The sequence below is a fragment of the Salinibacter pepae genome (assembly GCF_947077775.1).
GTDB lineage: Bacteria > Bacteroidota > Rhodothermia > Rhodothermales > Salinibacteraceae > Salinibacter > Salinibacter pepae.
In genome coordinates this window covers 2,904,515-2,924,151 of record NZ_CAMTTE010000001.1, presented here as the reverse complement: position 1 = coordinate 2,924,151, position 19,637 = coordinate 2,904,515, and the positions used below count along the sequence as shown (strand labels likewise).

15 protein-coding genes are annotated in these 19,637 nt (G+C 66.9%); 11 read left to right on the top strand and 4 right to left on the bottom strand.

Going from position 1 to position 19,637, the window contains the following annotated elements; all coding sequences use genetic code 11:
- Nucleotides 1-46: 46 nt before the first annotated feature.
- Nucleotides 47-1,435, bottom strand: a complete 1,389-nt coding sequence (lat, locus tag OJA40_RS12265; RefSeq protein ID WP_208425375.1) for an L-lysine 6-transaminase — start codon at nt 1,433-1,435, stop codon at nt 47-49.
- Nucleotides 1,436-1,517: 82 nt separating this feature from the next.
- Nucleotides 1,518-3,233: an amidohydrolase gene (locus OJA40_RS12260; protein WP_208425376.1), complete on the bottom strand. Its 1,716-nt coding sequence runs from the start codon at nt 3,231-3,233 to the stop codon at nt 1,518-1,520.
- 252 nt (nt 3,234-3,485) lie between these two features.
- Between OJA40_RS12260 and OJA40_RS12255 the strand changes: the two genes are divergently transcribed.
- From OJA40_RS12255 to OJA40_RS12245, 3 genes are all read left to right on the top strand, one after another.
- Entirely contained in the window at nt 3,486-4,040 is a 555-nt protein-coding gene (locus tag OJA40_RS12255) for a GNAT family N-acetyltransferase (protein ID WP_263810791.1), read from the top strand.
- 233 nt (nt 4,041-4,273) lie between these two features.
- Nucleotides 4,274-5,272, top strand: a complete 999-nt coding sequence (lipA, locus tag OJA40_RS12250) for a lipoyl synthase (protein WP_208425378.1) — start codon at nt 4,274-4,276, stop codon at nt 5,270-5,272.
- 339 nt (nt 5,273-5,611) lie between these two features.
- Nucleotides 5,612-6,469: a DUF4097 family beta strand repeat-containing protein gene (locus OJA40_RS12245; protein WP_208425379.1), complete on the top strand. Its 858-nt coding sequence runs from the start codon at nt 5,612-5,614 to the stop codon at nt 6,467-6,469.
- On the opposite strand, the gene OJA40_RS12240 is transcribed toward OJA40_RS12245, so the two are convergent.
- The gene (locus OJA40_RS12240; protein WP_208425380.1) at nt 6,466-6,840 is read right to left on the bottom strand and encodes a hypothetical protein; all 375 of its coding nucleotides are present in this window, start codon (nt 6,838-6,840) and stop codon (nt 6,466-6,468) included. The two genes, OJA40_RS12245 and OJA40_RS12240, sit on opposite strands and share 4 nt — an antisense overlap.
- 69 nt (nt 6,841-6,909) lie before the next feature.
- On the bottom strand, nt 6,910-7,536 hold the full coding sequence (locus OJA40_RS12235; protein ID WP_263810790.1) for an ABC transporter ATP-binding protein: 627 nt from the start codon (nt 7,534-7,536) through the stop codon (nt 6,910-6,912).
- 776 nt (nt 7,537-8,312) lie between these two features.
- On the opposite strand from OJA40_RS12235, the gene OJA40_RS12230 reads away from it, so the two are divergent.
- From OJA40_RS12230 to OJA40_RS12195, 8 genes are all read left to right on the top strand, one after another.
- Complete coding sequence (locus OJA40_RS12230) at nt 8,313-9,098, top strand: glycogen/starch synthase (protein WP_263810789.1); 786 nt, start codon at nt 8,313-8,315, stop codon at nt 9,096-9,098.
- 205 nt (nt 9,099-9,303) lie between these two features.
- The gene (locus OJA40_RS12225) at nt 9,304-10,638 is read left to right on the top strand and encodes a hypothetical protein (RefSeq protein ID WP_263810788.1); all 1,335 of its coding nucleotides are present in this window, start codon (nt 9,304-9,306) and stop codon (nt 10,636-10,638) included.
- 48 nt (nt 10,639-10,686) lie between these two features.
- Nucleotides 10,687-12,027: an outer membrane protein transport protein gene (locus OJA40_RS12220; protein WP_263810787.1), complete on the top strand. Its 1,341-nt coding sequence runs from the start codon at nt 10,687-10,689 to the stop codon at nt 12,025-12,027.
- Between the two features lie 133 nt (nt 12,028-12,160).
- Nucleotides 12,161-13,516 (top strand): tetratricopeptide repeat protein, encoded by a 1,356-nt coding sequence (locus tag OJA40_RS12215; protein ID WP_208425384.1) that lies wholly within the window; start codon nt 12,161-12,163, stop codon nt 13,514-13,516.
- A 259-nt stretch (nt 13,517-13,775) separates the two neighbouring features.
- A complete protein-coding gene (eno, locus tag OJA40_RS12210; protein ID WP_208425385.1) occupies nt 13,776-15,065 on the top strand; it encodes a phosphopyruvate hydratase in 1,290 nt (429 codons plus the stop codon).
- A 15-nt stretch (nt 15,066-15,080) separates the two neighbouring features.
- Nucleotides 15,081-15,377 (top strand): FtsB family cell division protein, encoded by a 297-nt coding sequence (locus tag OJA40_RS12205; RefSeq protein ID WP_011403551.1) that lies wholly within the window; start codon nt 15,081-15,083, stop codon nt 15,375-15,377.
- Between the two features lie 78 nt (nt 15,378-15,455).
- Nucleotides 15,456-16,439: an ROK family protein gene (locus tag OJA40_RS12200; protein ID WP_208425386.1), complete on the top strand. Its 984-nt coding sequence runs from the start codon at nt 15,456-15,458 to the stop codon at nt 16,437-16,439.
- Between the two features lie 88 nt (nt 16,440-16,527).
- Nucleotides 16,528-19,371, top strand: coding sequence for a putative LPS assembly protein LptD (locus OJA40_RS12195; protein WP_263810786.1), 2,844 nt, complete (start codon nt 16,528-16,530; stop codon nt 19,369-19,371).
- Nucleotides 19,372-19,637 lie beyond the last annotated feature (266 nt).

Genomic DNA, 19,637 nt, shown 5'->3' with positions numbered 1-19,637 from the left:
CTCCGGCCCGCGCAACGCCAAGGTGCCCTACTGGGCGCAAGGTGCCCTACTGGGCGTGGGACCGCGTCTCGTCGGCGTGTGGGCCGTGCGCACTCGCCATCGTCTTTAGCGCGCGGCGGATGCAGGCCATGCCCTCGTCCACCTCATCCTCCGTGATTGTGAGCGGCGTGCGGAAGCGGATGGACCGGTCGCCGCACCCGAGAATGATGGCCCCCTCCTCGTACGTCTGCTGGGCCACATGGTCGCGGTACTCGGTGCTCGGAAGCGTAAAGGCCGTCATGAGGCCCTCGCCCCGCACGTTGGACACGGCCGGGAACTCCTCCGCCAGTTCGTGCAGCCGGTGCTGGAGGTGCGTCCCCACCCGTCCCGCGTGGTCCACGAGCTGCTCCTCCTCCATGATTTCGAGGATGCGGTCGAAGCGTACCATGTCCACGATGTTGCCGCCCCACGTGGAGTTGATGCGGCTGGGCGTCTCGAAAACATGATCGTCCACCTCGTCGAGCTTGCGCCCGGCCAGGATGCCGCACACCTGCGACTTCTTGCCGAACGCCATGATGTCGGGCTTTACGCCCAGGGCCTGGTGCGCCCAGAACTCGCCCGTGATGCCGACGCCACTCTGCACCTCGTCAAACACGAGTAGGGTGTCGTTCTCGTGGGCCAGGGCCTTCAGGTCTCGCAGAAAGGCGGGCCGGAAGTGGTTGTCGCCCCCTTCTCCTTGGATCGGCTCCAGAATGACGGCGGCAATCTGGTCCTCGCGCTCGTGAAAGTGGCGCTTGGCCTGTCGGAGGGCCTCCTCCTCGTGGGCCCGCACGCGCTCCTGCTCGTCGGCATCGAGCGGAAAGTGGACCTTCGGGTTCGTGATGCGCGGCCAGTCGAACTTCGGGAAGAACATCGTCTTCCGCGGGTCGGCCGTGTTCGTGAGCGACATGGTGTAGCCCGTGCGCCCGTGAAAGGCCTGGTCCAGGTGCAGCACCTGGTGCCCCACCTCGCGGCGGTATCCCTTCTGATGGTTCTTGCGCACCTTCCAGTCGAACGCCGTCTTCAGCGCGTTCTCCACGGCCAGGGCCCCGCCGGAGATGAAGAACGTGTACGGCAGGTAGTCCGGAATGCCCACCCGGTCGAAGGTGTCCACGAACCGCGCCATGTGTCCGGTCATGACGTCGGAGTTGGTCACCTTGTTGAGGGCCGCGTCCACCAGCCGCTCCATGAACGCCTCGTCCCCACTCATCTTCGGATGGTTCATCCCGAGGGGGTTCGAGGCGTAAAAGCCGAACAGGTCGATGAGTGAGCGGCCGCTTTTCTGGTCGTGCAGCCGGACGCCCTGACTCGCCTCCATGTCGAGCACCATGGGCATCATGCCCTTCGTCAGCATGTGCTCGGACAGAAGCTCTTTGACCTCAGCAGGACGAACCGAGTTTGGGGAAACCGCTTCCATAAGGGGGACGGGCTCGTGAAAGTGACCGAGTGGGATATAGAAATTCGCCAGCCGCGGGGACGTTTCCCTCCATTCGGAATCGTCACTCGTTGGCGTAGGCCACCTCTCCCCCCACGATCGTGTAGTCGACCGTCGCCTCCCGGAGCCGCTCCGGCGGGCCCGTCAGGATGTTTTTGGAGAGCACCGTCACGTCGGCCAGCTTGCCAGGGGTGAGGGTGCCCTTCACGTCCTCCTCGAACGCCATGCGGGCGTTGTTGATCGTGTAGGACTGGAGCGCCCGCCGACGCGTGAGGGTCTCGTCGGGGGTGAACGTCGTGTCGGTCCCGGGCACCTGGCGGGCCACGGTGCAGTGCAGACTCGCGAGGGGATTGATCTTCTCGACGGGCACGTCGGTGCCGTTGCCCACCACGGCCCCATCCGCCCACAGCGTGTTCCAGGGGTAGGCCCCCTGGTCCACCCGCTGGGCCCCGAGGCGCTGGTAATTGTACGGGGCATCGGAGCAGGCGTGAATGGCCTGCATGGAAGCAATCACCCCGAGGTCGGCAAAGCGCGGAACGTCGTCCGGGTGGAGGTGCTGGGCATGCTCAATGCGCCAGCGGAGCGCCTCGCCCTCCACTCCTTCCTGGTCGAAGAGGGACGCGAACAGGTCGAGGCTTTCCCGATTGGCGCGGTCGCCGATCGCGTGCACGGCGATCTGGTAGTCCTCTTCAAGCGCAATCTCCGCGATGTCGCGGACGCGCTCCATCGGCGTCACGTTGATGCCCGTGTCGGTCGGGGCGTCGTCGTACGGCTCCAGCATCCAGGCGCTGCGGGAGCCGAGGGCGCCGTCGACCGTCACCTCCCCAATGGCGCGGACCGTCAGGTGGTGGTCGGCGGCCCCCACTGTGCGGATCTCGGCCAGGCGCTCTTGGGTCTCGGGCGTCACCTCGCCCTGCGACACCATCGCGTACATCCGAATGCCGAGCTCGTCGTTCGCGGCCATCGTGCGGTACAGCTCGATGGTCTCAAACGAGGCCCCCTGGTCCTGAAAGCTCGTCACGCCATTCGCGAGCGCCTCCTCGGCGGCGAGGCGCACCTGCTCGCGGCGCCGCTCGCGACGCTGCTCCGGGGGCATATCGCTCCGCGACGCGTCGAGGGCCTCCTGGACCAGCCCGGCCGCCGTTTCGAGAAGCACGCCGGTCGCCCGCCCCTGTGCGCCCCGCACGACGGTGCCCCCCTCCGGGTCGGGCGTGTCCGGCCCGATCCCCGCCGCCGCCAGGGCCGCGTCGTTGGCGATGGCGGCGTGGCCGCTGGCGTGGGTCAGGTACACCGGGGTGTCGGGCGCCACCTGGTTGAGACGCGCGTTCGTCGGGAAGCCGCGCACCATGCGCTCGGGCGTCGAGGTCCATTTTTCTTGGTGCCAGCCGCGCCCCTCCACCCATGCGCCGGAGGCCGTCTCGTCGGCGGACGAGTCCACCTTCGACACCACCCGCCCCCACGACGCGGTGCCCAGAAGGTCGAGTTGCATCTGTGCCTGCCCCATGCCCATGTAGTGGCCGTGCCCTTCGATGAAGCCAGGCACGGCGAGGCGCCCGTCGAGGTCCACGACCCGGGTGTTTGCCCCCACGTAGCGGTCCATCTCGGCGGCACTGCCGACGGCCAGGAGGGTATCGCCCGCGGCGGCCAGGGCCTCCACTCGCCCGTGGTCGTCGTCGAGCGTGGCGACAGTTCCATTTGTCAGCACGAGGTCGGCCGTCGGGGACGACGAACAGCCCACCAGGGCAAGGGCAGCGAAAAGGACAAGCGACCGGCGGGCCATGACGTAGCGTCGGATCGGTCAGTGAGATCAGAACCGTCTCCTTCTTGGTTTCGGAACGGCCTATACAGTCTCGCGACTCCGGGACGCCTTGTCAAGGCGTGCGGGCCTCACGCGCCGGCTTCGACGCCGCTGCGACGCTCCACCGGCCCCGTCCCCCCCGATGGCCTGCCCATCCGGTACGGACGCGGCGGAGCACACCCGTTCTGCGCTCGTTCTTTGGGCGCGCTGTCTGTCTATGGAACGCATCCCCTCATGAACGAACGGCCCCTCGACGGCAAATTCCGTCTCTCCGGCGTGGAGCGGCGGGACAAAGCGGCGGTGGTCGAACACCTGCAGGAGAAAGAGATCTGGGAGAACACCCTCGACATCCCGTGGCCCTACACCGAGGACGACGCCACCGCCTGGATTGAGGGCCGGATCCAGCACCGGGCCGAGCAGCCCAGAGAGACGACCTTCGCCCTCCGTCGGGCCGATGGGCGACTCGTCGGCGTGGTGGGGGCCGACGACCTCGACGTCGGCGCCTCCCACCGTGCCCGGGTCGGCTACTGGCTCGCAAAGCCCTACTGGGGGCGGGGCTTGATAACCAAGGCGGTCACCCGGTACGCCGAGTACGCCGTCACGGAGTTGGACGTGGTGCGGCTCACGGCAGAGGTCTTCGCCTGGAATGAGGCGTCGGCCCGGGTTCTGCACAAGGCCGGATTCAGCCAGGAGGGCCGCCTGCGCAAGCACCGCGAAAAAGACGGGGCCCTGGTAGACGTCCGCTACTTTGGCCTGCTGCGTGCGGACCTCGACGGGGCCCGTGGCTGATCGGGAGGCCTCATTCCGCCCCGTCGATCGGCCTCCTCCATCGTTCCGCCTTTTTGGTAAAGCCTACGTCCCTGTTACCTGTCTGCTGGGGACCGGCGCGAACCGGCCGGCCGCCCCGGAGAGAGGAACGGGCATCGCGGGCCTACGTACTTTCTCTTCCGTGTTTTCGTGCCGACCCCGGCGGGCCGCTTGTCCGCCCCGATGGTCGGCTGATTGACACTTCCCTTTTGCGTATGTCCACCACCGAGACCCGCGACCCGGACACCTCCGAGAACGAGCCCACGATGCCCGGCGACACGGACCTGGGCGCCGTAGAGCCCGACCCCATTGGCCCCTCGGGCGACGGCGATCCTGGATTCGTCGAACTGCCCGTCGTCGAGAACACCAACAAGAACAAACGCGGCGAGCGCCCGGAGTGGCTCCGCGTCTCCCTTCCCCAAGGCGAATCGTACACCGAGGTCCGCCAGACCGTGGAGGACCACGACCTCCATACGGTCTGTGAGAGCGCCAACTGTCCGAACATGGGGGAGTGCTGGAGCCGGGGCACGGCGACGTTTATGATTCTGGGCGACGTGTGCACCCGCTCCTGCGGCTTCTGCGCCGTCAAGACGGGGCAGCCCCAGGACGGCCTCGACTGGGATGAGCCGCGCCGCGTGGCCGACGCCGTCGACAAGATGGACCTCGACCACGCCGTCATTACCAGCGTGAACCGCGACGAGCGGGAGGACGGGGGCGCGCCCATCTTTGCGGAGGTCATCGAGCGCATCCACGACCTGGGCGCGACCTGCGAGGTGCTCACGCCCGACTTTCGGGGCATGCGGGACCCCTGCGAGACGGTCTTTGCGGCGGAGCCGGACATCTTTAACCACAACGTGGAAACGGTGCCCAGCCTCTACCGCCGCGTCCGGCCCCAGGCCGATTACGAGCGCTCCCTCAAGGTCCTCCGGTGGGCGAAGGAGGAGGGCCTGCGCACGAAGAGCGGCATCATGGTGGGCCTCGGCGAGTCGCAAGAAGAGGTTCTGGAGATCATGGAGGACTTCGTCGAGATTGGGCTCGACGTGATGACGATCGGCCAGTACATGCAGCCGACCGACCACCACCTCCCCGTCGAGAAGTGGGTCGAACCCGAGGTGTTCGACTGGTACAAGGAGGTCGGCGAGGAAAAGGGCATCGATCATGTCGAGAGCAGTCCGCTCACGCGCTCGTCCTACCACGCCGAGGAGCACGTGTAATTCGCGGCCCAGTCCGCAGTCGCTTCAGGAACGAGACGCCCCGCCTCCCTCCTTTCGGGCGGCAGGTGGGCATTCACAGGTGAACGCGGCCGGTCTCCCGCACGGAAAGGGCTCGTGGGCCGCCCGGCAGGGCGTCACGTGCGCAGACGCGCGGTCAGGGCGAACGCTGTTCCCTCTCGTGGGGACGGCCGGGAGCCGACACACGGCCGCGTTCCGGCTCGCTGCGGCTTTATTTCGACGACGGGTGTAACGGATTGGCGAGTGTTCTCGTTTGATGGGATGCCCCTGCGGGTTCTCGCGGGCCCTCCCATCGTCTGTTGCGCAGTCACCTCGTCCCCCATGCCTCGATCCGTCCCCTCGCTCTGTGCCCCGCTCGCCGCCGCTGTCCTCAGCCTGGGCGTCGCCCCCTCCGCCGCCGCACAAGATCCGGCCCGCACCGTGGGGGATACGGTGCCCCTTGCCGCCGACGGGGCGGTCGCCGTCGACACCCATGAGGGCACCATCACCGTCACCACCTGGGAGCGGGACCGGCTTGCCTACAGGATCGCCCCGGTGAGCGCCGAAGACTCCATGGTGGCGTCGAACGCCATCGTCCGCCGGACCGATCAGGGCTTCTCGATCGACCAGGACGGAGCCTCCTGGTCACTTCACATTCCGGGCCTCCTCCGCATTTCTCCGAGTGCGGGCGGCAACCTGGCCGCCCACTACCACGTCACGATGCCGGAGACGGCAACGCTCGAGATCGAGGACTACGCCTCCACCATCGATGTCTCTGGTGTAGAGGGCGACGTGGAGATCGACACCCACGCGGGCACCGTGGCAGTCGACTCGGTCGACGGGATGCTCGACCTGGGCGCCCACTCCGGACGGATCACGGCAACCGGCATCCGGGGAGGGGTCGCGCTCGATGTCTTTTCCGGAGACGCGTCCGTCGCCTTCGAGACCCTTTCCGCGCCGAGCACAGCGGAGATCCATTCGGGCACGTTGCGCTTCTTTCTGCCCGCGGAGGCCGGATTTACGCTCCAGACGGACCTGGATAGTACCGGCCTCGTCGTCGATGAGGCCTTCGGCCCCCCTTCAAGCAACGACAAGGGCCGTGCCTTCAACGGCGGCGGGCCCACGCTTGCCCTCGATGCCCCGCCCGGTGCAGTCACGGTACACCCCCTGGAGGCCCGCGAGGCCGTCGACCAGCCCTAGAAGTCGTCCAGGGTGCGTTCGTCGACCCGCTCCATCTCGCCCGCTTCCATCCGCAGCATGCGCCACGGCTCCTTGGGTTGATTCAGGTAGCAGAGCACCTCGGCCCCGAGTGCGTCGTGCGCGGCCCGGGCACACTCCCGGATGCTCTCCCACGGCAGCCGGGGCGCGTTGAACCAGATGCTGGTGTACGGCCCGTTTTTTACCTGCTCGGTAATCTGCACCGGAACGGCCTCTCCGTCGTACCGCCCCTCGTAGGTGACAATTGGGGCCTCTTGCACCTGTTCGAGGCCCTCAAAGGCGCCCTGCAACCAGTCGGCAGCGGCGTCTTCGGAAAGGTCCCGTACGTATATTTCGGTCGTGTCGTGGGCCATGGGCGGAAGAAATGCACACTTGAGGAAACAGAAATCGAGGAGGGACGCCCCCACCGGACGCCTCAGGCGCTACCGGTGGTTCTCGATGCGCAGCTGCCGATCGTGTCGATCTGCCTCATCGGGTCGGTTCGTCGCCACGACGAGGAGGCGCTCCTGTGCCCGCCACGCTTCCGTAATCGACGCGACCATCTCCCGCCCGGCCGCATCGAGGTTCGCAGCGGGCTCGTCGAGAAGCAGGAGCGGGGGGGTGGCGAGCAGCGCGGCCGCATACTTCACCCGCTGCCGCATGCCTGAGGAGTACGTCCCCACCCGGTCGTCGGCCCGACCGGCGAGCCCGACCCGAGCGAGCACCTCGTCGATCCGGGCTGCGGGGTCCGCCACCCTCCGTGCACGGGCCAGAAAGCGAAGGGTCTCGCGCGCCGTGAGCTCTTCGTAGACGCCGACGGCCGGGGCCACGAGCCCGGCCCGAAGCGGGAGCTCCTCGTCCGGCACAGGGGCTCCGCTTACGGTAAGCACCACGCGACCGGTGCGGGGCGTGAGCAGGCCGGCCAGGATGCGGAGAAGGGTCGACTTGCCGGCCCCGTTGGCCCCCGTCACTGCCAGCGTCTGCCCCGCGTGCAGGGTCACCGACAGCTCTCGAAAGAGCAGCAGTCGTCCAAAGTAGTGCCCGACGTGCTCGGCCGTGAGGGTCGGCATGCGGCAGCAAAACGGCTCGTCGCGAAGAGTCGTTCGTGGTACGGAAGATACAGCCTTCTCCCACCAACCCCAAAGAAATTGCCGGCCAATCCGGGGGCATCGTGCCGGTCGCCCGGACCGCCATACCGCCGTGCACATCGACGAACGAGGCCGCGTGGCCCTGGACTACAGGACCAGGGGCCCACAGGATTGTTGGCATGACGCCGACGGATCGGACGGTGCCTCGCCGGAAGGATGGTTTCAGCCGACCGGTCTCTCTTTCCCAGGAGGCCCCTCGACAAGGGTCGTCACTCACGCGTCGTTCTGACATTGTCCTTTTTCCCGGCTGGAAGCCCTCGTTAACGGGGGCTGAGCGCAGACGAGCAACGTCCCCTCCCGAGGAAGCAATTAGCCCCCGGCCAATTTCAAATTTTCACGGTTTTGACGCGACTTCTTCGGGGCAGTGGTTTTTGAAGTTGATTTCCGGGGCAAATAGCAATATCTTTGTTTTTATGAAAAGCACACCAGTGGATCATTGCGTCCGCTAACACAGAACCTTCAGAATCAACGCTGAGGCACGGAGCCGTTATGGCCTGGTTGCCGCAGTTTTCGGGCCAGTCTCCGTTTTCGACCCGGGATCTTTCCGCTGTGGGGCACTCCTGCCTCGTGCGCGCCCTCAGCAACAGCCCGGCCGCGCCTCGCCCCACCGATTGGACCGAGGGCCGCTCGGGCCTTTCGTCCGGGCAGGACGCCTTTCGTCCGCACCCACCGTTGTCTTCCCAAATCCTTTGATGCACATGGCCTCCTCCTACCGTCTTCTGTACGTCGCCGAAGCACTCGCGCCGTTCACCGAGCAGTCCCCACTCGCCACCCTCACCCGGTCGCTCCCCGAGCAGGTACAGGAAGCCGGGGACTTCGAAGTACGAATCATGATGCCCTGCTACGGGGACATCAACGAGCGGAAGCACAGCCTCCACGAGGTCATCCGCCTCTCGGACACAGACGTCCCGATGGGGACGAACACCGAGTCGGTTTCCGTGAAGGTGGCCTCGGTGCCGGACGTGCAGTTGCAGGTCTACTTTATGGACCATGAGGGATACTTCGGCCGCTCGGGCCGCGCGACCGATGGCGACGGCAGCGCGTTCGACGACAACGCGGACCGGGCGCTGTTTTTCAACCGCTCCGTGCTGGAGACGCTTCGGGAGCTGCGCTGGGGCCCGGACCTGATCCACGGCTTCGGGTGGATCAGTGGCCTCCTTCCGACCCTTCTCGCCACCACCTACGCGGACGACGACCTGCTGAGCGCCACGAAGTCGGTCTTCACCCCCGGGGGACAGGCGCCGGCCACGACCCTTGAGGCCTCGTTTGCCGACACGATGGACCTTCCGATCGACGGCAACGCCGGGGCGACGCTCTCGGAGGTCGGCCGCACCCACGCGGACGCTACAATTCTCCCTCCGGACGGGGCCTCGGCCAATGGCACGCCGGGCGAGGACGCATCCAGATTTCAGGACGACCCCCAGCCGCGCACCGAGCAAACGGTGGCGCTGTACGATCAAATGCTCGGTGAAGTCCCTGCGTAGGATTCCCCCGCCGAGAAACACCCTGCTTCCAGGTGGCATTCAGGGACCCGATTCCGGGACGGGCCCGTGCCCTTGGCGCAAAACCGTCGGGCCCCCCACGGCATCGCTCCCGTTCGGATGTTCTGCGTCAGTGCGTCGTGCATTCGGGGGCCCCTCCTCGCCTTTTGTACCGAACCGGCGTTCGCCGCTCGCAATGCCGATGTCTATGAGGTCTTCCTGGCTCCCTGCGCTTCTCGTTGGGGGCGCGCTACTCGTCTCGCTCACCGCCTGCAGCGACTCGTCGGACGTCGGGCTGGGGGTGGGCTCTGGGCTGCAGGGCGGCAGTCCCTCCACCCTCGACGTGACGCCTGACGTCCGCGACACGACGGTGGCCCCCATCACGGGGATTGCGAGAGATAGTGCGCAGGGGCGCCCTCCGGCCCAGTCTCAGAACCAAGGGGCATGGCGGTTTCTAGTTGGGAAAGTCGACGACCCGACGCCGGGGACGGGCGTCGTGACGACGGACGGATATGTCGACTTTGCGGGCCGTGACGATCTCCCCTCCGACATTGCTTCGGCTGATCCAAGCTCACTCACCGCCGAGCTGCGCCTGACGACGACGGACTACCTACATGGATCTTCGTCCGAGTCGATGGACGTGGAGGTGTACGACCTGACGTCGGAGGCCGACATGGACTCCGCCCGGGCGACGGCGAGCTTCGACGCCGCCCCCTCCCCGGTGTCCATAAACGAGGCCCAGATCAACCCGTCCGACTCGCTGGTCACCATTCGGCTCAAGGCGTCCTGGGTCCGCGAGAACATAGGGACGTTGCGCAGGACGGGGGGTGATTTTGAGGACGCGTTCTTCGGCTTTAAGATCGTCGCGCCGAACAGCAAGGCCGTCGTGGGCTTCTCCTCGTCGACTGCTTCTCTTCGGCTCCGGACGGGTTCCGGTGATGACGCCACCACGGCCGACTACCCGGGCCTGAAGACCTTCACTCACATTGAGCGGACGGGCGCCGGCGCCCCACCGCCCGGCTACCGGCTGATGCAGGGCGGCGTCGGCAAGGGATTGGCGATGGAATGGGCCTTTCGCGAAAGCCCCCTCGACACCCTCGAAAGCGCCCCGCTGAACCAGGCCAATATTTTCGTGCCCAACGACACGAGCGCGCTGGAGACCCGGTCCGGCTTTGAGCGGCCCCAGCCGCAGGGCTACCGCGTCATCGCCACTCGGTCTTCGGGGGCTCCCTCCTGCCCCGTGGTGGGGGCCGTGACGCTTTCCGATGCGAACGAGGCCTGCGTCCTCCCGCTCGTTCCGTCGGCGGCCCCCGCGTCGGCCCTCGTCCCGGACGGTGTGGCACGCTCCACCTTTCGGCAGTCGTTCCAGCGCGTCCGCGACGACCGGTCTCCGGTCTTCACGACATTTCGGGTCCACGTCGCCGACCGGGAAAACACCTCCGTCAACCGGGCCGCCACCGTCCAGCCCGGCCTGCCCACCACACTTCCCGTTCTCGTGCCTGTCGACGGCCCCCGTGCCACCCTGACCGTAACGCCGCTCTAGACAATGATTGCCGCCCGGCCTTCTTTCTGTAGACTGCACGACAGTCTCATGCGAGTGTTTACGCGTCTTCATCTGCTTTTCGGGATCGTCTGCCTCGCCCTCGGACTCCTGGGCGCTCCCGCCCCGGCGCAGGCCCAGTCCAACGGCGAGGGCACGATCTACTCCCGGTTCGGGATGGGGAGCCTGGTGGAGTTCTCGTCGTCCCAGAGCGACGCGATGGGCGGCGGCGGCTACGCGCTCCGCTCCCTCAACTACAACCCCGACGCCAATCCGGCCCTCTGGAGCGACCAGGTGTTCACGCGCCTGTCCGGGAGCGCCGCCTACCGCTCCACCAGCGTGGAGGACGGCCAGGGCAACTCCGGGCGCCTCAGCTCCGGCAACGTGCAGGCCCTCCAGTTCAACTTCCCGCTCTACGAACGCTCTCTCGGGGTGGGCATCTCCTTCCAGCCCTATTCCCGCTCGAACTACAGCGCCACCCGCACGGGACAGGAGCCCATTGGCCCTCGTCAGGACGCAGAGGCGAGATACGAGACCACCTTCTCCGGATCCGGCGGCCTTCATCGGTTGCGGGGCGGGCTGGGATACCGGGTCAACGACATGCTGAGCGTCGGGGCCACCGCCGACCTTCTGTTTGGCACCCTCGAGCGGCGGCGGCGCACGACGTGGGCAGCCCCTCAGCTCCGCAACACCATCGTCTCCGACGGCGTGCAGCTCTCCGGACTGACCAGCACGCTCGGCGGCCACCTCGCCCTCGCCGACGTGTTCGCCGAGGACGACGCCTTTTCCATCGGGGCCTCCGTGACCCTCCCGGCCAACCTGTCGGGCGAGCAGTACCGCACCCTCGACGAGGACCTCGCCCGGGACACCCTGTCCACCGAGCGGGGGAACGTCACGCTGCCGTGGAAGGGCCGCCTGGGGCTGTCCTATCAGCCCAATGCCCGCTGGACAGTTGTCCTCGATGGGGCCTTCGAGCCCTGGAGCACCTTCTCCAACGACTTCTCCACCGGGGCCTCCGAAACCGTCCCGTCCCGCTTTCCGGCCGGCGGCCCGGGCACCCTCGCGGATCGATGGCGCCTCTCCACCGGGGCCGAGGTGGTGCCCGCCGGCGACGATCAGCTGGCCGGGTACTTTGCCCAGGCGGCCTACCGCTTCGGGGGATACGCGGAGCGGATGTACGTGCGCCCGGATCGGGAGACGACCCTCTACGAATTTGCCCTCACTGCGGGCATCAGCCTCCCCACCTCTCTCTCTGGCACGCGAATTGACCTGAATACAACTGCCGGAACGCGAGGGACGACCACCAACTCCCTCGTCCGCGACCGGTTCTTCGGGGTCTCTCTTCACGTGAACTTCGGCGAACGGTGGTTCCAGCGGCGCAAGCTCCGGTAGCGTTCTCCGGGATCCGCGGGTCATCCCCTCGCCGAACAGGTCCCGCCACGGGCCCTCTTGACTGAAACTCAACGATGAGCGTCCAGTCTAAGGCCCTAGCCTGTTCAAAATATCGGACAGAACTGCCCCCAATATGCCTCAATCTGCCCCCCTCCTCCGGTTTCAGTCTCTCGTGGTCGGTGCCCTCTGCGCAGGGCTTGCCTTCCTCGTGGCGGTTCCGCCGGCCTCCGCGCAGGACAGCGAGCCGAGCAAACGGGAGAAGCTGATGCACTACAGCCTCTACTACGAGAATTACAAGAACGATAACTTCGAAAGTGCGCGGAGCGATCTGCTCTGGATACTCGAAAATGCCCCCGGCACCCCCGACGGGGACGACGACAACTACCGCCGCGTGATCAGTCTCTACGAGGGGCTCGCCGAGCAGGCCACGAAGGAGGACGTCCGGAAGGCGTACCTGGACACCGCGGCGACTTACCTGGCGTCCGCCTCGGAGAACATCGAGAAGTACGACCTCGAGTACACGCCGTACAAGTGGGAGCGGCGCAAGGGCCGGTTCCTCGAAAAGCATCAGGGCTCGCTCCCGGACGGTATGGAGGGGCTTGAGACCCCGACGGCCCACTACCGACGGGCCTTTGAGATGGCCCCGAAGGAGCTGGATCCCTACTACATTCAGCAGGTGCTGCAGTCGCATCTCGAGAACAACAATCTGCAAAAGGCCCTCGACTTCGCCAACACGGTCGAGTCGAAGCGGGGCGACGACGAGGAGGTGGCCGGAATGATCAGCTCGGTCCGTGAGGACATCTTCGGCAAAAACCCGCAGGCCCAGATCGCGTACCTGGAGGAGCAGGTGGAGCAGAGCCCGGACAGCACCCAGTTGCTCACGGAGCTCTTCGACGCGTACAACCAGCAGGGCAACATCAAGAAGGCCTCGGAGCTTTCGAAGCGCCTCATCAAGATGGAACCGTCGGCCGAGACGGTCCGGGAGATTGCACAGATGCGTCTTGAGGACGGCCGCCCGGAGGCTGCACTTCGGGCGTACAAGCGGGCCGAGAAGCAGGGGGCCGAGCTCAAGGCCGAGGATCACTTCAACCGGGGCACGGCCTACCAGAAGATGAAGCAGCTCGCCCAGGCCCGCCGGGCCTTCCAGAAGGCCATCGACATGAAGGACAGCTTTGGACGGGCGTACATTGCCATCGGGGACCTGTACGCACGTGCCGTGAACCAGTGCAGCGGGGGCGAAATGGCCCGGAACGACAAGGCCGTGTACTGGGCCGCCGTGGACAAGTATCGGCAGGCCAAGGAAGTCGACTCCTCAATCTCCTCGGTCGCGGACAGCAAGATTCGGACGTACCGAAAGGTGTTTCCGACCAAGGAAGACATCTTCTACCGGGAGGACTGGGAGCGCGGCGCGTCGTTTACCATCGACTACGGCTGCTACTCCTGGATCGGCGAGTCGACCTCCGTCCGGTCGGCCCCGTCCTCCGGATGACTCGGACGTTTTCGGCAGAGCAGAGGGGCCGGCGTGCCGTTGAGGCCGTCGGCCCTTTTCGTTGTCACGGAGGAAGGCCGGGCCTCATCCGTGTGCCGGCCGTCTGCGAGCACGGCCGATCATTTTGAACGCCCTTGCTGACTCGGTCTTGTGGTTCTGGACGCCGACCACGTAGTTAACAAATAGACCTCGTTCCCATCGCACTGCGGGGCGCGGTCTTCGTCACCGCCTGTCTCAGCACTCCGCACGTCCGTCCCGTATGGCTTCGATTCAACATGTCACCGCCCGCCAGATTCTCGACAGCCGCGGCACCCCTACGGTCGAGGTCGACGTCACCACCGAGGAGGGGGTGCTGGGCCGGGCCGCCGTTCCGAGCGGGGCGTCGACCGGCGCGTACGAGGCCGTCGAGCTCCGCGACGGAGACGCCGATCGCTATCACGGGCAGGGCGTGCTCCGGGCGGTCGGCCACGTCAACGACGCGGTGGCCGATGCCCTGCACGGCATGAGCGTGCTCGAGCAGGTGGCGATCGACGACACGCTCCGCGCCCTCGACGGGACGGAGGACAAGTCGACCCTGGGAGCAAATGCCATCCTCGGGGCCTCCCTCGCCGCCGCGAAAGCCGGCGCCGCCACCCTGGGCGTGCCGCTGTACCGCCACCTGGGACGGGCCACCGCGCGCACCCTTCCGGTGCCGCTCATGAACATCCTCAACGGGGGCGAGCACGCCGACAACAACGTCGACATGCAGGAGTTCATGATCGCGCCGGCGGGGGCCGACTCCTTCTCCGACGCCCTCCGCACCGGCGCGGAGGTCTTCCACACCCTCGCGTCGGTGCTTCGGGACCGCGACTACAGCACCGCCGTGGGGGACGAGGGCGGCTTTGCGCCCGACCTCGGCTCGAACGAAGAGGCCGTGGAGCTCATTCTCGACGCCATCGAGAAGGCGGGGTACACCGCCGGCTCGGACGTCTTCGTGGCCCTCGACCCCGCCGCCGCCGAAATGGTCGAGGACGAGGCGTACGTCTTCTGGAAGAGCGACCCGGAGACCGAGCGGTCCTCCGAAGACATGGTCGCGTACTGGGCCGAGTGGGTCGACCGGTACCCCATCCTGTCGATCGAAGACGCCATGGACGAGGACGACTGGGACGGCTGGGCCATGCTGACCGACGCGATCGGGGACGAGGTGCAGCTCGTGGGCGACGACCTGTTCGTCACGAACACGAAGCGCCTTACGCGGGGCATCGAAGAGGGCTGCGGCAACTCCATCCTGATCAAGCCCAACCAGATTGGCACGCTGACCGAGACGCTCAACGCCATCGAGACGGCCCACACGCACGGGTTCACGGCAATTATCAGCCACCGGTCCGGCGAGACCGAGGACACGACGATTGCCGACCTGGCCGTGGCGACCGGGACGGGCCAGATCAAGACCGGCTCGGCCAGCCGAAGCGACCGGGTGGCCAAGTACAACCAGCTGCTCCGCATCGAGGAGCAGCTGGGGGCGACGGCCCACTACCCTGGCCTCGACGCCTTCCCCCTCACGAACTAAGCGACCCCGCCCACCATGCCCGACTCCACGCTCTCCGGTCGCCATGTGCGGTGGGGGCTCGGCCTTCTGCTGGGCGGTGTGCTGGTCTGGGTTGCGTTCTTCGACAGCCACAGCCTCTGGCAGCGATACCGCTGGCACCAGGAACTGGAGGCGACCGCTCGGGAGAACGCCGACCTCCGCGCAGAAATTGAGCGCCTTCGTTCTCAGCTCGACCGCCCCCTGTCGGATAGCCTCGTCGAACGGATCGCCCGTGAGGAGTACGGCATGAAACGACCCGGCGAAACCATCTACCGCGTCGAGCCCGCCGAATGAGACGAGACACGCCGGCGCCCCACGACCGGGGCCTCCCGGCCCCCACCTCTCTGCCCATCACCCACTCCACGGACTAGCATGAGTTCGTACGCCGTTGGGGTTGACATTGGCGGGACAAACCTGAAGGCCGCCCTCGTGGCCCGCGAGGACGGCCTGCTCGAACAAACCGAATGTCCCACGGAGGCCCGGCAGGGGCCCGAGCACGTCACGTCCCAGATCACGGGCCTCGTCGCGGACCTGATCGATCGTGCCCCGCCGGAGGCCGTGACGGGCGTTGGGATTGGGGCCCCCGGCGCCGTGAACTGGGAGCGCACGACGGTCTCCCACCCGCCCAATATCGACGACTGGGAATCCGTCAACCTGCGCGCATCCCTTCAGTCGCGACTCGGCCGGTCCCTCCCCATCATCGTGGAGAACGACGCGAACGTGGCCGCCCTCGGATCCGCCTTCCACGGGGCCGGCCGGCCCGTCGACTCCTTTATCATGGTCACCCTCGGCACCGGCGTGGGCGGCGGCATCATATACCAGAACAAAATCTTTCGGGGGAGCACGGGCGGGGCCGGCGAGATTGGACACATGACGGTCGATTACGAAGGGCCGTTCGCCAACACGGGCGTGGGCGGGGCCATTGAGGGCTACCTCGGCCAGAGATTCCTGACCCGTCACGCCCGCGACCGGATCGTCAACTACCCCGACAGCATCGTCCGGGACCTCGTGGAGGGCGACCTGGACCAGATGTCGCCCCGCACGCTGTACGACGCGGCCACGCAGGGCGACGCGTTTGCGCAGGCCATGCTGGCCTGGGCCGGCCACAAGCTCGGGTGCGTGCTCGGGTCCGCCGTAAATCTTCTGGACATTCGAACCATTGTGGTGGGCGGGGGCGTTTCCGCGGCCGGGGACTATATCCTCGACCCTGCCCGCGACGTCCTCCCCCGCTTCGTCACGCCGGGCCTTCGGGACGACCTCCAAATTCACCGGGAAGACCTCGGGAACGAGGCCAGCCTTCTCGGGGCGGCCCGCCTCGCCTTTGAGGGCAAGGACGCCCAGGTTGGAACCCGATAGCCGTCGGCCCGCCCATCCGCCGCCACACGCGATGTGCGCACGGGGCCCGGGGCGGGACGGTTCGTGCCTACCCCACCGCCTGGTGACTGTGCTTCGCTCCCTCCGACCGGACCGATTGACCGTTGGGCTCGGCGCCCTACTCGTGTTTGCCCTCCTGGCCCCTCCGGGCGCCGCCCAGGACCGCCGCGCCATCCCCGACTCGGCCCGCCCGTCTCAGCAACCGTCCGCCTCGGGGGCGCCGGGCGCCGGCTCCGACGCCGCCGCCGGCGTGGAGTTCGCGGCGTCAGACTCGCTGGTCATCGTGACCCCCACCGACTCGGCGGACCACGGGACCCTCCACGGCCAGGCACAGATGTCGTACCAGGGCGCGACCCTGAAGGCCGGCACCATCGAGATGAACCTCGAGACGAGCGTCCTGGAGGCGTTCGGCTCCCCCTCCGACACCGCACAAACCCGCCCGACGTTCGAGCGGGGCGGCGGGCAACAGGGCGGCGGCCAGTCGTTCACCGGAGAGGCCCTCTCCTACAGCCTCCGCACCAAACGGGGCCGGGTCGTGACGGCCCGCACCCAGCAGCAGGACGGCTACGTGCAGGGCGATGCCGTAAAGGCGTTCGAGGACAGCACCCTGTTTGTGCAGGAGGGCAGGTACACGACCTGTGACTGCCCCCCCGGCGAGACCCCCTCCTACTCGCTGCGCTCCAACCAGATGAAGGTCGACGGGGAATGGGTCTACACCGGCCCCATTCACCTGTACCTGTTCGACATCCCCACCCCCCTGTGGCTCCCGTTTGGGTTTTTGCCCAACGTGTCGGGCCGCCGGAGCGGCCCCCTGGCGCCGAACTACGGCCAAGACCGGGAAAAGGGCCTCTTCCTCCGCAACTGGGGCTGGTACTTCGCGATGAACGCCTACACGGACCTGCAGCTCCAGGCCAGCGTCTGGTCGAAGGGCAGCTTCGAGATTAACCCCATATTCCGGTACAGCAAGCGATACAACTACGACGGGAGCGTGGACCTCACCTACCGGCGCACCCAAATTGGGGAGGAGGAGGACCCCGACTTCACCAACCGGCACCGGGGCCAGCTCCAGTGGCAACACAGTCAGGACCTCTCCCCCACCGCATCCATCCGCGGCGACATCAACCTGGCCACCTCGACGGACTTCGCGCGCCGCAACAGCAACAACTACGACGACGCCGTCAGCCAGGAGATTTCGTCGAACCTGCGCTACAGCAAAAGCTGGCCCGGAAGCGGCAAAGACCTCACCCTCAGTGCCAACCAGCGGCAGCAGCTTCAAAGCGGGGAGGTGTCCATGACCCTTCCCAGCCTGAGTTTCTCGCAGCGCTCGTTTAAGCCCTTCGAGGTGGAGCAGGCGGTGGGCGACGAGCGGTGGTTCGAGAAGATCACGACCTCCTACGACCTGTCGGTCGACAACAGCTACTCGTTCTCCCCGCGGGACGTCGAGCAACTCCGCGAGCAGGGCGACTCCCTGGAGGCGGACCGGGTCGCCGACATCGCCTGGTACGAGGCACTCGTGGACCGGGAGAAGTATCGGACCGCCACCGGCGACGACGAGCAGTTCGACTTCAGCGCGACGCACCAGATCCCGGTGAGTGCCTCCTTCCGGGTCAACCGCTATAACCTCAGCCTCAGCCCCAATTTTCGGTACAACTCGGACTGGCGCATCAGCACCCTCCGCCGCGTCGTTGACCGCGACACGACCGCGGAGGACACCACCCGCACGACCGAGGAACGGCGGGTCCAGGGCTTCTACGCCCGGCGGGACTTCTCGACGGGCATCTCGGCGAACACGGAGCTGTACGGCCTCTTCCCAATCCGGGTCGGCCCCTTCCAGGGCCTCCGCCACCGGGTCTCGCCCTCCCTCTCGTTTAGCTACAGTCCCAATTTCAACGCCCCCTTTTGGGGACGGACGCGCCCGCTCCGCTACGCGAACGGAGACCCTGTGCTGAACGACGAGGGCGACCCGGTCCGGTACGACATTCTCAGCGGAAACCGGGTGCGCGGGAGCAACGAGCAGCGCACCCTGAGCTTCCGGCTCGACAACGAGCTCGAAACGAAACAGGTGCGCGTCGACTCGACCGGGGAGACGGACGAGGAGACGATCAAGCTGCTGGACTTCGACCTGGATGCCGCCTACAACTTCACGGCCGATGCCTTCAAGCTCAGCGACATTGGCCTCCGGGCCCGCACCTCGATCCGCGACTTTAGCGTCCGGTCGTCCATGACCTTCTCCCCCTACGCACTCCGTCCCACCGGGGACGGCGACGGGCGCCGCCTCCGACGCGTCGACCGCTACATGTTTTCGGAAAGCCCCCTCACGCCGGTCCGCCTCACACGCTTTAGCCTTAACCTCAGCAGTTCGTTCGAGGGAGGCGGCGGGGGCAGCGGGGTCGGCACCCGCCCCGGCCGGCAGTCGGGCGGGGGGCGGACCGCCACAGGCCGCCCCGAACGGGGCCGGGCCTCCGGGCCCCAGCCGGGCTATCTCGGCACGGATATTCCCTGGACGCTGAGTTTTGACTTCAACTACAGCTTCCGCAAGCCGCGGAAGCAGATTGAGGGCCAGACCACAACACTCAACACCCGGTTCAGCTTCGACGTAACGCCCCGATGGTCCCTGGAAGGCCGCACGGGCTACGATTTTGTTCAGAACGAGCTGGCCACTACGAGCATCAACCTCAACCGGGACATCGGGCGCTGCCGGTGTTGGGTGATGTCTTTCAGTTGGGTCCCCTTCGGGGCGCGCCAGTCGTACAGCTTCAGCCTCCAGGTCAAGAGCGGGCAGCTGTCCCAGTTGCTTCGGCTCCAGATTCCAAACTCGGGCCGGGACGGTCCCCTGGGCGGCTTCGGAAACCGCCTCCGCAACACGGCGAGCAGCGTGGCCGGCGGGGGAGGACCCGGCAGCTCCATTCCGTAAGCCATCGTGGCCGCGCCCGGTGCAACGGCGGCCCGGCCGTCTGGAGGCCTGGGCCCCGGTCCGTGCACACGGGTTCCACACGCCAGATGGACCTCACCCCTGGGCCTTTCGTTTGCGCGTGGGGCATGCCCGGACGGCCGCCTGTCGTTTTTCTTGTTCCCCTGCACCCCCCCTGGCGGTTTCTGTTTCCTGCTTGCCCAGCGAGCGTCAGTCCTGGTCTTCGTCCCCTGCTGTCCGAGCAGTTGCGGCCCGGAACGCCAATCGTG

Coding starts and splice junctions, on each gene's coding strand:
- OJA40_RS12205 (WP_011403551.1), top strand. CDS start 15,081: ATGCCCGACTCCACGCTCTCCGGTCGCCATGTGCGGTGGGGGCTCGGC.
- OJA40_RS12255 (WP_263810791.1), top strand. CDS start 3,486: ATGAACGAACGGCCCCTCGACGGCAAATTCCGTCTCTCCGGCGTGGAG.
- OJA40_RS12235 (WP_263810790.1), bottom strand. CDS start 7,536: ATGCCGACCCTCACGGCCGAGCACGTCGGGCACTACTTTGGACGACTG.
- OJA40_RS12240 (WP_208425380.1), bottom strand. CDS start 6,840: ATGGCCCACGACACGACCGAAATATACGTACGGGACCTTTCCGAAGAC.
- lat (WP_208425375.1), bottom strand. CDS start 1,435: ATGGAAGCGGTTTCCCCAAACTCGGTTCGTCCTGCTGAGGTCAAAGAG.
- OJA40_RS12230 (WP_263810789.1), top strand. CDS start 8,313: ATGGCCTCCTCCTACCGTCTTCTGTACGTCGCCGAAGCACTCGCGCCG.
- OJA40_RS12220 (WP_263810787.1), top strand. CDS start 10,687: ATGCGAGTGTTTACGCGTCTTCATCTGCTTTTCGGGATCGTCTGCCTC.
- OJA40_RS12245 (WP_208425379.1), top strand. CDS start 5,612: ATGCCTCGATCCGTCCCCTCGCTCTGTGCCCCGCTCGCCGCCGCTGTC.
- OJA40_RS12225 (WP_263810788.1), top strand. CDS start 9,304: ATGAGGTCTTCCTGGCTCCCTGCGCTTCTCGTTGGGGGCGCGCTACTC.
- eno (WP_208425385.1), top strand. CDS start 13,776: ATGGCTTCGATTCAACATGTCACCGCCCGCCAGATTCTCGACAGCCGC.
- OJA40_RS12215 (WP_208425384.1), top strand. CDS start 12,161: ATGCCTCAATCTGCCCCCCTCCTCCGGTTTCAGTCTCTCGTGGTCGGT.
- OJA40_RS12200 (WP_208425386.1), top strand. CDS start 15,456: ATGAGTTCGTACGCCGTTGGGGTTGACATTGGCGGGACAAACCTGAAG.
- lipA (WP_208425378.1), top strand. CDS start 4,274: ATGTCCACCACCGAGACCCGCGACCCGGACACCTCCGAGAACGAGCCC.
- OJA40_RS12260 (WP_208425376.1), bottom strand. CDS start 3,233: ATGGCCCGCCGGTCGCTTGTCCTTTTCGCTGCCCTTGCCCTGGTGGGC.